The sequence below is a fragment of the Streptomyces tibetensis genome (assembly GCF_007655005.1).
Classification (GTDB): domain Bacteria; phylum Actinomycetota; class Actinomycetes; order Streptomycetales; family Streptomycetaceae; genus Streptomyces; species Streptomyces tibetensis.
Map to the genome: position 1 here is coordinate 213,414 of NZ_SZVW01000014.1, position 13,853 is coordinate 227,266.

Sequence of the window (13,853 nt, forward strand, 5' to 3'; positions counted from 1 at the left end):
CCGTCAGCAGGACTGCACAGGCGTCCCGTCGATCAGCGTGTCCAGCAACCCCCCGAGCGCCTCTCGCTGTTCCTCCGTCAGCGGCGCGAGGATCTCCTCCGCGGCCGACCTGCGCGCAGCCCGCAGCTCGCGCAGCGCCCCCCGGCCGTCGTCCGTCAGCTCGATGCGGATGACCCGCCGGTTCACCGGGTCCGGGACCCGCCGCACCTTGCCACTCGCCTCCAGGCCGTCGACCAGCGTCGTCACGGCCCGCGGCACCACCTCGAGGCGCTCGGCCAGATCGGCCATGCGCGGCGGCGAGCCCCAGTGCGCGAGCGTGCGCAGCAGTCGGGACTGGGCCGGGGTGATGCCGAGCTCCCGGTGCTCCAGATGGCGCTTCTGGATGCGGTGCACCCGGCGGGTGAGCCGCAGCAACTGCTCGGCGAGCAGACTGTCGGGATCGGGCGTGGTCATGCGGGAACAATATCAGGATGCAGTTCATTGTGAGTATAGGTAACAATGAGCTGTGATCCGATCCGCCGCATCCCTCGTAGGAGCCCATGCATCCCGACCGTGAAGCCCCCTGGACCCCGCCGGCCGACTCCAAGGAGCAGCCCCGGCAGGTCCGCCGCATCCTCAGCCTCTTCCGCCCCTACCGGGGCCGTCTCGCGATCGTCGGCCTGCTGGTCGGCGCCGCGTCCCTGGTGTCGGTCGCCACGCCCTTCCTGCTGAAGGAGATCCTGGACGTCGCGATCCCCGAGGGGCGCACGGGCCTGCTCAGCCTGCTCGCCCTCGGCATGATCCTCAGCGCCGTCCTCACCAGCGTCTTCGGGGTCCTCCAGACCCTGATCTCCACGACGGTCGGCCAGCGCGTCATGCACGACCTGCGCACCGCCGTCTACGGCCGGCTCCAGCGCATGTCCCTCGCCTTCTTCACCCGCACCCGCACGGGCGAGGTGCAGTCCCGCATCGCCAACGACATCGGCGGCATGCAGGCCACCGTCACCTCCACCGCGACCTCCCTGGTCTCCAATGTCACCAGCGTGGTCGCCACGATCGTCGCGATGATCGCCCTCGACTGGCGCCTGACGGTCGTCTCCCTGCTGTTGCTGCCGGTGTTCGTGTGGATCAGCCGCCGGGTCGGCAACGAACGCCGGAAGATCACCACCCAGCGCCAGAAGCAGATGGCCGCCATGGCCGCCACCGTCACCGAGTCGCTCTCCGTCAGCGGCATCCTGCTCGGCCGCACGATGGGCCGCTCCGACTCGCTGACGAAGTCCTTCGCCGACGAGTCCGAGGAGCTCGTCGACCTGGAGGTGCGGTCGAACATGGCCGGCCGGTGGCGCATGGCCGTCATCACGATCGTCATGGCCGCCCTGCCCGCCGTCATCTACTGGACCGCCGGCATGGCCCTCCAGCTGGGCGGCCCCGCGGTCTCCATCGGCACGATCGTCGCCTTCGTCTCACTCCAGCAGGGCCTGTTCCGCCCGGCCGTGAGCCTGCTGTCGACCGGGGTGCAGATCCAGACCTCGCTCGCCCTGTTCCAGCGCATCTTCGAGTACCTCGACCTCCCGATCGACATCACCGAGGGACCCGACCCGGTCCGCCTGGACCGCATCAAGGGCGAGGTCCGCTTCGAGAACGTCTCCTTCGGTTACGACGACAAGGGCGGCCCGGTTCTCGACGGGATCGACCTCACCGTCCCGGCCGGCGGCAGCCTCGCCGTCGTCGGCCCCACCGGCGCCGGCAAGTCCACCCTCGGCTACCTCGTGCCCCGGCTCTACGACGTCACCGGCGGCCGCGTCACCCTCGACGGGACCGACGTCCGCGACCTCGACTTCGACACCCTGGCGCGCGCGGTCGGCGTCGTCTCGCAGGAGACGTACCTCTTCCACGCCTCGGTCGCCGAGAACCTGCGCTTCGCCAAGCCCGACGCCACCGACGAGGAGCTTCACCAGGCGGCGAAGGCGGCGCAGATCCACGACCACATCGCGGCCCTGCCCGACGGCTACGACACCGTCGTCGGCGAGCGCGGCCACCGCTTCTCCGGCGGCGAGAAGCAGCGGCTGGCCATCGCCCGCACCATCCTGCGCGACCCGCCGGTCCTCATCCTCGACGAGGCCACCAGCGCGCTGGACACCCGGACCGAGGCGGCCGTGCAGGACGCCATCGACGCCCTGTCGGCCGACCGCACCACCCTCACCATCGCCCACCGGCTCTCGACCGTGCGGGGAGCCGACCAGATCGTGGTCCTCGACGCGGGCCGCGCGGTCGAACGCGGTACACACGAGGACCTCATGGAGGAGGGCGGCCGGTACGCGGCACTCGTACGCCGGGACGCCCAACTGGAACCGACAAGATGAAAATATGCCGGGTTTATGGCGGTATGGGGGTTACCGTGCCCGCATGGAGAAGAACACTCCGCCACGGAGCACGATTCGACTGACGCGCAGGGGCCGCATCGCCCTCGTCGCGACCGGAGCCGTCGTGGTCGGTACCGCCGTGGCGGTGCCGCTGCTGACGCTGCGGACCGGGACCGAGAAGGAGAGCCGGCCCACGACCCTGGCCATCCCGGAGGGCCGGCGCGCCAGCCAGGTCTACGCGGCCGTCGACAAGGCCCTCGCCCTGCCTGCCGGCAGCACGAAGAAGTCTTTGGACAAGGCCGCGCTGAAACTGCCCAATGACGCCGAGGGCAATCCGGAGGGCTACCTCTTCCCGGCCACGTACCAGCTCCGGGAGAAGACCACTCCCGACAAGCTCCTTGCGCTCATGGTCGACACCGCGAACGAGAAGTTCAACGGCGCGCCCATCGCCGCCGGGGCGCAGCGCAACGCCATGAACGTGTATCAGGCCGTCACCATCGCGAGCATCGTCCAGGCCGAGGCCGCCACCAGGGCCGACATGGGGAAGGTGGCCCGGGTCATCTTCAACCGCCTCGAACGCGGTATGCCCCTGCAGATGGACTCCACCATCAACTACGCCCTCAATCGCTCCTCCCTCCGCACGACGGAGAGCGACACCCGGATCGAGAGCCCCTACAACTCGTACCAGCGCATGGGCCTGCCGCCCACGCCGATCGGCAGCCCGGGCGAGGACGCGATGCGCGCGGCCGTCAATCCGACCGCGGGCAACTGGCTGTACTTCGTCACCGTCCGCCCGGGCGACACCCGGTTCACGGCGGATTACCACCAACACCAGCGCAACGTCGCGGAGTTCAACGCGCTGAGCAAGAAGAGCGGGGTCCGGGCGGCCGGGTGACAGCCCGTGCTCCCGCCCGTGTCATGCCGCGACCGGTTCGCGCTCCAGCAGTCGCCTGATGTCCCGTACGGCCGCCCGCCCGGCCCGGTTGGCCCCGATGGTGCTGGCCGAAGGGCCGTAGCCGACGAGGTGGATGCGCGGGTCGGCGGCCGCGTGGGTGCCCTCCATGCGGATGCCGCCACCGGGGGCACGCAGCCGGAGCGGGGCGAGGTGGTCGATCGCGGCGCGGAAGCCGGTGGCCCACAGGAGGACGTCGGCGTCGAGGTGGCGCCCGTCGGCCCACTCGACACCGGTGGGAGTGATCCGGGCGAACATCGGCTGCCGGTCGAGCACGCCGTCCTCGATGCCCTGCCGGATCGCGTCGTTGAGCGGCAGCCCGGTGACCGAGACGACACTGCGGGGCGGCAGTCCCTGCCGTACCCGCTCCTCGACGAGCGCCACCGCCGCGCGGCCCGCGTCCTGGTCGAAAGGTCCCTCCCGGAAGACGGGCGGGCGCCGCGTGACCCAGGTGGTGGCCGACGCGTACGAGGCGATCTCCAGCAGGTGCTGGGTGCCGGAGGCGCCGCCGCCGACCACCACGACCCGCTGCCCGGCGAACTCCTCGGGCCCGGGGTACTGCGCGGTGTGCAACTGCCGTCCCCGGAAGGTCTCCTGGCCCGGATAACGCGGCCAGAACGGCCGGTCCCAGGTGCCGGTCGCGTTGATCAGCGCCCGCGCCGACCGCACGCCGTCCGAGGTCTCCACGAGCAACCGTCCGCCCGGCCCTTCCCGCACGGCCCGTACGTCCACCGGGCGCCTGACCGGCAGGCCGAAGGTCCGCTCGTAGCGGTCGAAGTACGCGCTGATCACCTCGGCCGACGGCCGTGACGGGTCGGCGTCCGTGAGCTCCATGCCCGGCAGCGCGTGCATGCCGTGCACCTTGCCGTAGGTCAGCGACGGCCAGCGGAACTGCCAGGCGCCGCCGGGGCCGGGGGAGTGGTCCAGCACGACGAAGTCGCGGTCCGGCTCGAAACCGGATCGCCGCAGGTGATAGGCGCCGGCCAGACCGGCCTGACCTGCGCCTATGACGACTACCTCGACCTCGCGCGTGTTGTTCACATTTCTACTAACCGCGACGGGGCGGAGGATCTTCCCGCCGCGGATCTTTCCGCCACGACTCTTCCCGCCGTGGAACTCGCGCCGAGGATTCCTTCGCCGTGGATCTTCCCGCCGCGCGGCCCCGCGGGGTCCCCCGCCCGGCGGCGGGGGACCGGCTACGGCTGCCTCACGAACCGGTGGAAGGACGCGCCTGGGTCGTCGACGGCGGCAGGCCGTCGTTGAAACGCGTGTCCGTGAACTCGGCGAAGTCGACCTTGCGCGGGATGAGCTTCAACGCCGTGAAGGTGTCGGCGATCTCCTGCTCGGAGGCGATCAGGGGCTTGTCGACGGCGACCGCGATCCGGGTCGTGTAGGTGCGCCTCACCGCGGCCAGCGCCACGTCCTTCGGGAGCCCGGTGTCCTCGGCCCAGACCTTCGCCCACTCCTCCTCGTGGTCGTACACCCAGGTGTAGGCACGCCGCAGCCGCTCCAGGTAGTCCTTGATGGCGGCCGCCTTCTTCTTGTCCTTCAGGGCGGCCGGGGCCGCGACCTGGAACGTGAGCCCGTTGGTCACGCCGTCGCCGTCGGTCAGCACCCGCCCCTGCTTGCCCTGGAGGATCTGTGAGGTGTACGGGTCCCACACCGCCCACGCGTCGACCTTGCCGGACGTGAACGCGGCCAGGGCGTCGGCCGGCTGGAGGTACTTGACCTTGATGTCGCTCAGCTTCAGCCCGGCCCTCTTCAGGGAGGCGACCAGCTGGAAGTGCGCGGAGGAACCCTGCGCGACGGCCACCGACCTGCCCTTGAGCTGCTCGGGGCTCTTCAAGGGCGAGTCGTTCGGGACGAGGACGGTGTCGCCCTTGGACGTGCCGTGCCAGGCCGCCACCACCTTGATCTTCGAACCCGCACCGGCCGCGAAGACCGGCGGGGTGTTGCCCACGCCTCCGGTGTCGACGGCCCCGGCGTTGATGGCCTCCAGCAGCGGCGGGCCGGAGGTGAACGTCGACCATTTGATCTTGTAGTCGAGGTTCTTCAGTTCTCCGGCGGCCCGCAGGATGGCCTCCGAACCGCCCTTCTGGTCACCGACGTCGAGCGTCACGGAGCCCTTGCCGTCGACGCGGCCCTCCGACGTGCCGGCTGCCGAGGTGCCGCCGCAGGCGGTGAGCAGCAGGGCGAGGGGCAGGAGCAGGGCGGCAGGCAAGAGGCGGCGTCGTCGCATGGTGGTTCCGTTCGTGTGGGTCGTACGGGCGGTACGCGGGGAGGGTCAGGCGGCTTCGGCGGCCGTCGCCTCGACGCCGAGACGTTCGAGGAGGCCGGCGCGCAAGGAGGCGAAGCGGGGGTCGGTGATGTCGCGGGGGCGGTCCAGGTCGATGCGCTGCTCGTGGGCGATGACCCCGCGGTCCATCACCAGGACGCGGTCGGCGAGCAGTGCGGCCTCCTCGACGTCGTGGGTGACGAGGAGCACCGCGCAACCGCGGCGCTGCCACAACTCGCCCACGAGCCGCTGAGCCTTGATGCGGGTGAGAGCGTCGAGCGCGCCGAACGGCTCGTCGAGCAGCAGCAGATCGGGTTCGCGCACCAAAGCCCGGGCCAGGGAAGCGCGTTGCGCCTCGCCACCGGAGAGGGTCTTGGGCCAGGCGTCCGTGCGGTGGCCGAGGCCGACCTCGTCCAGGGCCTGCTCGGCGACGGCCCGCTCGGGCTTGCCGGGCAGACCGAGCAGCACGTTGCGCCACACCTTCTTCCACGGCATCAGCCGCGGTGCCTGGAAGGCGACGGCCTTGCGGCGGGGCACCAGCACGCTGCCCTCGATGTCACGGTCGAGCCCGGCGAGGATGCGCAGCAGCGTCGACTTCCCGCATCCGCTGCGGCCGAGCAGGGCCACGAACTCGCCCGGCCGGACGTCCAGTCGCAGGTCGTCGATGACGGCCCGGCCGTCGAACGAACGGGTGAGGCCCTCGACGTGGACCGCCTGGGGGGTCACCGGCCGGTGAACGTCGGTCGCCATTGCAGCAGCACCTTTTCGAGAGAGCGGACGATGAAGTCGGCGAGCAGGCCGAGGAAGGCGTAGACGACGAGGCAGACCACGATCACGTCGGTCCGCAGGAAGTCCCGCGCCTGCACCATCAGGAACCCGATGCCGGAGTCGGCGTTGACCTGCTCCGCGAAGACCAGCGCGAGCCAGGCGATGCCGAGCGAGTAGCGCAGGCCGGTCATGGCGCTCGGCAGGGCACCGGGTAGCACGACGTGCCGCACCAGTCCCCACCGCGACAGCCCGAGGGACTCGCCGGCCTCGATCAACTGGGCGTCCACGCCCCGGATTCCGGCGTAGACGTTGAGGTAGAGCGGGAAGGTCACGCCGAGCGTGATGATGGCGACCTTGGGGGCCTCGCCGATGCCGAACCAGATGATGAACAGTGGGATGAGCCCCACGAACGGCACGGTCCGCAGCATCTGCACGGGCGCGTCCACGAGGTCCTCGCCGATCCGGAACAGACCTGCGAGCAGGGCGAGGCCGGTGCCGACGACGAGCCCGAGCAGCAGCCCTCCGGCGACCCGCTGGAGCGAGGTGCCCATGGCCGTGGGCAGTGAACCGTCGGCCAGCATGTCTCCGCCGACCTGGGCGATCCGGCCGGGTGAGGCCAGCACGTCGGGGGGCAACGCGCCTGTGCCGCTGAGCAGTTGCCACAACACCAGCAGCAGCACCGGGCCGGTGGTGCGCCGCAGCCAGCGCGGGACGCGGGCGCGGCGGGAAGAGGTGGGGACGAGGGGCTGGAGGTCGAGATCGGAAACCGATACAGGCGAAATATCGGGTTCTTCGGATACGGGCGGGGCGTGACTGATGCTCATGAGTGATCCACGGGGGAGAGCGCGGGCCGGCCAAAGCGCGCCTCACCGCCGCCGTGTCATGCGATCAGGAACGATCGGCGGGCAGGCGCAGCGCTGGCGAGGAAGCCGGAAAGAGAGGAGGAGAGGAGAAGGGCGTCAGCAGCCGCGGCGACACGCGGCGGAGGCCACCCGCAGCAGGTCGATGTGACCGCGCGTGGTGAGCAGGGCTGAACGCAACATGCGGCCGAACCTAGTCAGCTGGCATGCGCACGGTCAACGGCGTCTCGATCAGTGGGACGCCCGTATCGCCACCCGGCCCGGCAGGGCCCGGAGAAAGCCGGCGCGTGCGTCAGGATGGGGGCATGTCAGATGTCTTCACCACTCGAGTTCTGAACGTCAGCACCGGTGCCGCCGAGCGGGTCCTCGACATCACCGGCGACTGCGAGTCCTTCCTGCGTGAGGCGGCGTCCGGCCGGGACGGCCTCCTCAACGTCTTCGTCCCGCACGCGACGGCCGGCATCGCCGTCCTTGAGACCGGCGCCGGCAGCGACGACGACCTCCTGGCCGCGCTGCACAGCCTGCTGCCCGCCGACGACCGCTGGCAGCACCGGCACGGCAGCCCCGGCCACGGCCGCGACCACGTCCTGCCCGCCCTCGTCCCGCCCCACGCGACCCTTCCCGTGCTGGGCGGCCGGCTGGAGCTCGGCACCTGGCAGTCGGTGTGCCTGGTCGACACCAACAAGGACAACCCGGAACGGAAGGTGCGCTTGAGTTTCCTGGGGTGAGCGCGGTCCCGCCGCCCCGGCGCCCGGCCGTCGGCCCCCCATGACCCCGGCGCGCCGTGACGCCCGCCCGTAATGCCCGTATCCTCATCAATGCCAGATTCTCTTCCGAGCAGCGGATTACCGCGGGCGCAAGTGAGGCGAAGCGTGGTTCGGTCCGGCGAGGAACCCAGGCCGGCGGGGCGTGCGACGGACGGCACGGGGCCCGCCAGTCTGCGCGAGCTGTTCCTCCAGGGCGAGCCTGTCGAGACGGGTGTGCGGACGTCCATCCTGAACTCGTGGCAGCGCTGCCGGTCCCTGGGGCTGTCGCCGGACACGTTCGACCTGCCCTACCGGGAGGACTTCGACGCGGGCGGCCGTATCGTCCGGGCGGCCGTGCCGGTGCTCGACCGGCTGCAGTCCACGTTCGCCGGCAGCCAGGTCAACATCTCGGTCGCCGACGCGAACGGGACGGTCCTGCTGCGCCGCTTCGGGGACGCGTCGATGGCCCGGAGCCTCCCGGCCATCCAGGTCGTCCCGGGGTTCGTGTTCGCCGAGCAGGTCGCCGGTACCAACGGCATCGGGCTGGCCCTGGCGGAACGGCAGCTCATCCGCGTCTACGGCGCCGAGCACTTCGCGCAGCGCTCCCAGCAGAACGCCTGCGTGGCGATGCCCGTCCGGGACCCGCTCAGCGGGCGCATCGAGGGTGTCCTGTGCCTCGGCTACCCGCGCGGCTTCGAGCGGCCCGCACTGGGGGTCGCCATCCGGCGGGCGGCCGAGGGCATCGAGCGGCGGCTGCTGGGGCAGAGCTCCGCACGCGAGCAGGCCCTGCTGCGGACGTACCTGGCCACCGGAGCCGGGACCGCCGGTCCGCGCCATGGCGTGGCGCTGGATGCGCTGGCGAGCGAGTTCCACCCCCGTGACCATGCGATCCTCCGGGAGAAGGCCGCCGAGCTGATCTCCGGTGCCCAGCGCGGCGCCGCCGAGGTGACCCTGCCCGACGGCCGACGGGTGACGCTGGTGAGCCGTCCGGTGACGAGCGGCTCCGGGGTCCGGGGGTTCGCCATCGAGGCCCTGCTGCCGGACTTCCCGGCGGGGGAGCCGCTCGTCATACCGCACCAGACGGACGAGCTGTCCGGCCTCGCCGTCTCCGCCGTCGCACTCTCCCTTGCGCGCCCGGCGCTCACCCTGCCGGCCGGGCACCTCACCGCGTCCCCCCGCCCGGCCGGGACGCCCGACGGAGACGGCGCAACGGCGGGCCCTGACGGCACCGACGGGCTCCGCCTGGCCACGGGCGCCGACGGAACCGTCCCGGCGGACGGCGAACCGCCCCCCGCCGTGCCCGCAGCGGCGGACCACCCGCCGAGCACAGCCGCGCCCGCCACGGCCGGTAGCGGTCGGCGTCGCGTCGAGCCGGATGCGGGCGCTCCTGGCGACGGGGCCCGGGGCGCTGCCGAGCCCGACGGTGCCCTCGCGGCCGATGGTGGCAGGAGTGCCGCGGACATGCGGCAGCCCGGGGAGGCCTTCCCGGCCCGGGGGCTGGTGATGCTGGGAGAGCCGCAGGTCGGGGCCTACGCCCTCGCGGCGAGGCGGCGTCTGGAGTTGCTGTCCGAGGCCAGCACCCGCATCGGCACCACCCTGGACGTGCGCCGCACCGCCGAGGAACTGGCCGAGACCGCGGTCCCCGGACTGGCCGACTTCGTCACCATCGACCTGCCCGACGCCGTGCTGCGCGGCGAGGAGTCCGCCGACCCCCTCGCCGACCTGCGCCGCACGGTCGTCCACGGCATCCGCGAGGGCCTGCCCTTCACACCGGCCGGCAAGCGCATCGACTTCGGTCCGGCCACGCCCCAGTTGCGCTGCCTCAGCAGAGGCGAGGCCGTGCTCGAACCGGACCTGAAGGCCGCCGCGGGCTGGCTCGCCCAGGACCCCGAGCCCACCGCACGGCTGCTGGCCCACGTGCACTCCCTCATCGCGGTGCCCCTGCTCGCCCGCGGTGTCGTCCTGGGCGTCGCCTGCTTCTACCGCGCGGGGGGATCCTTCGGCGACGACGACCGCTCCCTCGCCCAGGAACTGGCCTCCCGCGCCGCCCTGTCCATCGACAACGCCCGGCGCTACACCCATGAACGCACCATGGTCCTGGCGCTCCAGCGCCGTCTCCTCCCGCACGGCCTGCCCGACCAGGACGCCGTCGAGGTCGCCCACCGCTACCTGCCCGCCGAGTCGGACGTGGGCGGCGACTGGTACGACGTCATCCCCCTGCCCGGCGCCCGCGTCGGTCTCCTCGTCGGCGACGTCGTCGGTCACGGCATGCTCTCCGCGGCCACCATGGGCCGGCTGCGCACCGCCGCCCGCAGCTTCGCCGAGCTCGACTTCCCGCCGGACGAGGTCCTCACCCACCTGGACAACCTCGTGGGCCGCCTCGACCGGGAGGACCCCGACGGCAAGGGCGCCGGCGTCATCGGCGCGACCTGCCTCTACGCCGTATACGACTCGGCGGCCCAGACGTGTCTGATGGCCCGCGCCGGCCATCCGCCCCCCGCGATCGTCCGCCCCGACGGCACCGTGACCTACCCCGACCTGCCGGCCGGGCCTCCGCTGGGTCTCGGGGGCCTGCCCTTCGACGCCGTCGAGGTCGACCTTCCGGAGGGCAGCCAGGTCGTGCTGTACACCGACGGGCTCATCGAGGACCGGCACCGCGACGTCGACGTGGTCCTGGAGCAGTTGCGCGAGGCCCTGGCGCATCCCGGGCGCGCCCCCGAGGAGACCTGCCAGGCGGTCCTGGACACGGTGGCGCCCGCGCATCCGCACGACGACATCGCCCTGCTCGTCGCCCGCGTGCACGCCCTGGACCCCGGCCGGATCGCCACCTGGGAGTTGACCGCCGACCCGGCCCTCGTCGGCGAGGTCCGGGCGTCCGCCGTGCGGTGGCTGTCCGACCGGGGGCTGGAGGAGACCGCGTTCGCCGCGGAGCTGATCCTCAGCGAGCTGATCACCAACGCCGTCCGGCACGGCGCCGCGCCCATCCGGGTGCGGCTGCTCTACGGCCGGACCCTGATCTGCGAGGTCTCCGACGCCAGCAACACCGCACCGCACCTGCGCCGGGCGGCCAGCACGGACGAGGGCGGACGCGGCCTGTTCCTCGTCGCGCAGCTGTCGCAGGCCTGGGGCACGCGCTACCTGCCCGAGGGCAAGGTCATCTGGGCCGAGTGCGGGCTCGACACGGCGTGAGGCGACCACCGGCCGGGGACCGATGAGGCCACTCCCCATCGGAGTCGTAGCGAGCTGAGAAATGCCCGGAATGCTGTAATTTGATCGAGTGCGCGACGCTCCCGACACGCCCCCGGAGACGGCTTCGCCCTTCGGGCCGGAACCCCTGGTCCGGATCCGCGGACTCAGCAAGCGGTTCGGCGGCACCGTCGCGCTGGCCGGGGCCGACCTCGACGTCCACCCCGGCAGCGTCCTGGCCCTCCTCGGGCCCAACGGCGCAGGGAAGTCCACCCTCATCAAGATCCTCGCCGGAGTCCACCACGGCGACGCGGGGCAGGTCACCGTCGCCGGGGACCCCCTCGGCAGCCCCACCGCCACCCGTGCCATGTCGTTCATCCACCAGGACCTCGGTCTCGTGGAGTGGATGACGGTGGCCGAGAACATCGCCCTGACCACCGGGTACGGGCGCCGGTCCGGGCTGATCTCCTGGCGGCGCACCCGCGCGCGCTGCGTCGAGGCCCTGCGGATCGTCGCCGCGCACCTCGACCCGGACACGCCGGTGTCCGATCTCGCGCCGGCCGACCGCTCCCTGGTGGCGATCGCCCGGGCCCTGGCCGCACGCGCGCGGCTCATCGTCCTCGACGAGCCGACCGCCCGCCTGCCCGCCGCGGACTGCGACCGGCTCTTCCGCGTCCTGCACGACCTGCGTGACCGCGGACACGCGGTCCTCTACGTCAGCCACCGCCTGGACGAGGTCTACCGGGTCGCCGACACCTTCGCCGTCCTGCGTGACGGCCGACTCGTCAGCCACGGCCGGCTCGCCGAGCGCAGCCCCGCGCATCTGGTCCACGACATCGTCGGCGAGGCGGACGAACCGGCCGCCCACCGCCGTGCCGGGACAGCGGCCGGCGCACCCCCCGTCCTGAGCCTCGACGGGGTGCGCACCGCCCGGACCGGGCCCGTGGCCCTCGAACTCGCCGCCGGGGAGGTCCTCGGCCTGGTCGGCCTCTCCGGCGCCGGGCACACGGACCTGGGCCGCGCCCTCGCCGGTGCCCGTCCCCTCCTGGGCGGGCGGGTCGTGCTGCACGGAAGGCCGTACCACCCCCGGACGGTCGCGGAGGCCGTCGCCCTCGGGGTCGGCCTGGTGCCGGGCGACCGGCTGCGGGAGGGCTGCCTCGCCGAGCTGACCGTACGGGAGAACCTCCTGGCCAACCCCCGCGCGGGAGGCCCGCCCGCACCACGCTGGATCGGCCCCCGCGGCGAACGGGCCCGGGCCGCCGCCCTGATGGACCGCTTCTCGGTGCGCCCCCGCGACAGCGAGACGCCCATCGCCACACTGTCCGGCGGCAACCAGCAGAAGGTCATGCTCGGCCGCTGGCTGCGGACGGACCTGCGGCTGCTGATCCTGGAGGAGCCGACCGCGAGCGTCGACGTCGGCGCCAAGGCCGCGATCCACCGCCTGCTCCACGAGGCGCTGGAGGCGGGCCTCGCGGTGCTGCTGCTGTCGACCGACTTCGAGGAGGTGGCGAGCGTGTGCCGGCGCGCGCTGGTCTTCGTGCGCGGAACCGTGACGGCCGAACTGAGCGGCCCCACGCTCACCGTCGCCGGACTCACCCGGGCGGCCTCGGCCATGCCCCCGTCCCCGGCCGGGCACCCGTGACGCCCCCGCCCGGGCCGCGGCGCCGGCCCGGCGGCCACCACATCGGCGCCTACGGCCTGCTCGCCCTCACCGCCCTGCTCTACCTGGCCTTCTCCCTCGCCCTGCCGGACACCTTCCCCACGCTGGACACCCTCGACTCGATCCTGTCCAACCAGTCCATCCCGGCCGTCCTCGCGCTCGCCGCCACGGTGCCCGTCGTCACCGGCGCGTTCGACCTCTCCATCGGCTACGGCCTGGGCCTGGCCCATGTGATGGTGCTGCAGCTCGTCGTCGAGGCGGGCTGGCCCTGGCCCCTCGCCTGCCTCACCGTGCTCGCCGGAGGGCTGGTCGTGGGCGTCCTCAACGGTGTCATCGTCGAGTTCGGCCGGATCGACTCCTTCATCGCCACCCTCGGCACCGGCAGCATGATGTACGCCGTGACCGGCTGGATCACCGACGGCGGCCGGATCGTCCCCGGCCCGCAGGGCCTGCCCCCCGGGTTCACCGACCTCTACGACTCCTCGTTCCTCGGCCTCCCGGTTCCCGCCTTCTACGTGCTCGCCCTCGCGGCCGCCCTCTGGCTGGTGCTGGAGCGGCTGCCGCTCGGCCGTTACCTGTACGTCGTCGGGTCCAACCCGCGCGCCGCCGACCTCGTGGGCATCCCGACCCGCAGGTACACCGTCTACGCCTTCGCCGCCTCGGGCCTGATCGTCGGCTTCGCCGGGGTGCTGCTCGCCGCCCAGCAGCAGATCGGCAACCCGAGCGTCGGCCTCGACTACCTGCTGCCGGCCTTCGTCGGCGCCCTCCTCGGCTCCACGGCGATCAAACCCGGCCGGCCCAACGCCCTTGGCACCGTCGTCGCCGTCGCCGTGCTCGCCGTCGGCCTCACCGGCATCGCGCAGCTGGGCGCCGAGTTCTGGACGGTCCCGCTGTTCAACGGCGGCACCCTGCTCATCGCCGTGGGCCTGGCCGGATACGCCGCCCGGCGCCGGCTGCGCGGCGGCGCGGCCCGTGACACGCCCGCCACGCCACCCCCGTCCCCTCCCGCGCGGGAGGGCGGCACGGCCCCGCCCTGACCCTCACGGCTCGCCCCACCGCGTCGA

12 protein-coding genes are annotated in these 13,853 nt (G+C 72.6%); 6 read left to right on the forward strand and 6 right to left on the reverse strand.

All coding sequences use genetic code 11. The features are described from left to right. Positions 1 to 3: 3 nt before the first annotated feature. Entirely contained in the window at positions 4 to 453 is a 450-nt protein-coding gene (locus FDO69_RS24680; protein ID WP_104782034.1) for a MarR family winged helix-turn-helix transcriptional regulator, read from the reverse strand. A gap of 86 nt (positions 454 to 539) precedes the next feature. On the opposite strand from FDO69_RS24680, the gene FDO69_RS24685 reads away from it, so the two are divergent. Both FDO69_RS24685 and mltG read left to right on the forward strand, forming a co-directional pair. Next, positions 540 to 2,342 (forward strand): ABC transporter ATP-binding protein, encoded by a 1,803-nt coding sequence (locus tag FDO69_RS24685; RefSeq protein ID WP_104782035.1) that lies wholly within the window; start codon positions 540 to 542, stop codon positions 2,340 to 2,342. Positions 2,343 to 2,385: 43 nt separating this feature from the next. After that, a complete protein-coding gene (gene mltG, locus FDO69_RS24690; protein ID WP_104782036.1) occupies positions 2,386 to 3,237 on the forward strand; it encodes an endolytic transglycosylase MltG in 852 nt (283 codons plus the stop codon). A 21-nt stretch (positions 3,238 to 3,258) separates the two neighbouring features. Here the strand turns inward: mltG and FDO69_RS24695 are convergent, their stop codons facing one another. The 5 genes from FDO69_RS24695 to FDO69_RS43100 form a co-directional block, all read right to left on the reverse strand. Then, entirely contained in the window at positions 3,259 to 4,335 is a 1,077-nt protein-coding gene (locus FDO69_RS24695) for an NAD(P)-binding domain-containing protein (protein WP_104782037.1), read from the reverse strand. Between the two features lie 166 nt (positions 4,336 to 4,501). Next, a complete protein-coding gene (locus tag FDO69_RS24700) occupies positions 4,502 to 5,533 on the reverse strand; it encodes an ABC transporter substrate-binding protein (protein WP_104782038.1) in 1,032 nt (343 codons plus the stop codon). 45 nt (positions 5,534 to 5,578) lie between these two features. Continuing rightward, complete coding sequence (locus FDO69_RS24705) at positions 5,579 to 6,319, reverse strand: ABC transporter ATP-binding protein (RefSeq protein WP_104782039.1); 741 nt, start codon at positions 6,317 to 6,319, stop codon at positions 5,579 to 5,581. Then, complete coding sequence (locus tag FDO69_RS24710) at positions 6,292 to 7,161, reverse strand: ABC transporter permease (protein ID WP_104782040.1); 870 nt, start codon at positions 7,159 to 7,161, stop codon at positions 6,292 to 6,294. The genes FDO69_RS24705 and FDO69_RS24710 overlap by 28 nt, the downstream gene beginning before the upstream one ends. Before the next feature lie 135 nt (positions 7,162 to 7,296). Further along, the gene (locus tag FDO69_RS43100) at positions 7,297 to 7,380 is read right to left on the reverse strand and encodes a putative leader peptide (protein ID WP_349817350.1); all 84 of its coding nucleotides are present in this window, start codon (positions 7,378 to 7,380) and stop codon (positions 7,297 to 7,299) included. Positions 7,381 to 7,502: 122 nt separating this feature from the next. Between FDO69_RS43100 and FDO69_RS24715 the strand changes: the two genes are divergently transcribed. From FDO69_RS24715 to FDO69_RS24730, 4 genes are all read left to right on the forward strand, one after another. Beyond that, positions 7,503 to 7,925 (forward strand): YjbQ family protein, encoded by a 423-nt coding sequence (locus FDO69_RS24715; protein ID WP_104782041.1) that lies wholly within the window; start codon positions 7,503 to 7,505, stop codon positions 7,923 to 7,925. Positions 7,926 to 8,069: 144 nt separating this feature from the next. Beyond that, positions 8,070 to 11,132, forward strand: a complete 3,063-nt coding sequence (locus FDO69_RS24720; protein ID WP_104782042.1) for a SpoIIE family protein phosphatase — start codon at positions 8,070 to 8,072, stop codon at positions 11,130 to 11,132. An 88-nt stretch (positions 11,133 to 11,220) separates the two neighbouring features. Then, the gene (locus tag FDO69_RS24725; RefSeq protein ID WP_104782043.1) at positions 11,221 to 12,771 is read left to right on the forward strand and encodes a sugar ABC transporter ATP-binding protein; all 1,551 of its coding nucleotides are present in this window, start codon (positions 11,221 to 11,223) and stop codon (positions 12,769 to 12,771) included. Then, positions 12,768 to 13,826 (forward strand): ABC transporter permease, encoded by a 1,059-nt coding sequence (locus tag FDO69_RS24730; protein ID WP_104782044.1) that lies wholly within the window; start codon positions 12,768 to 12,770, stop codon positions 13,824 to 13,826. Before FDO69_RS24725 ends, FDO69_RS24730 begins: the two co-directional genes overlap by 4 nt. Positions 13,827 to 13,853: the final 27 nt, after the last annotated feature.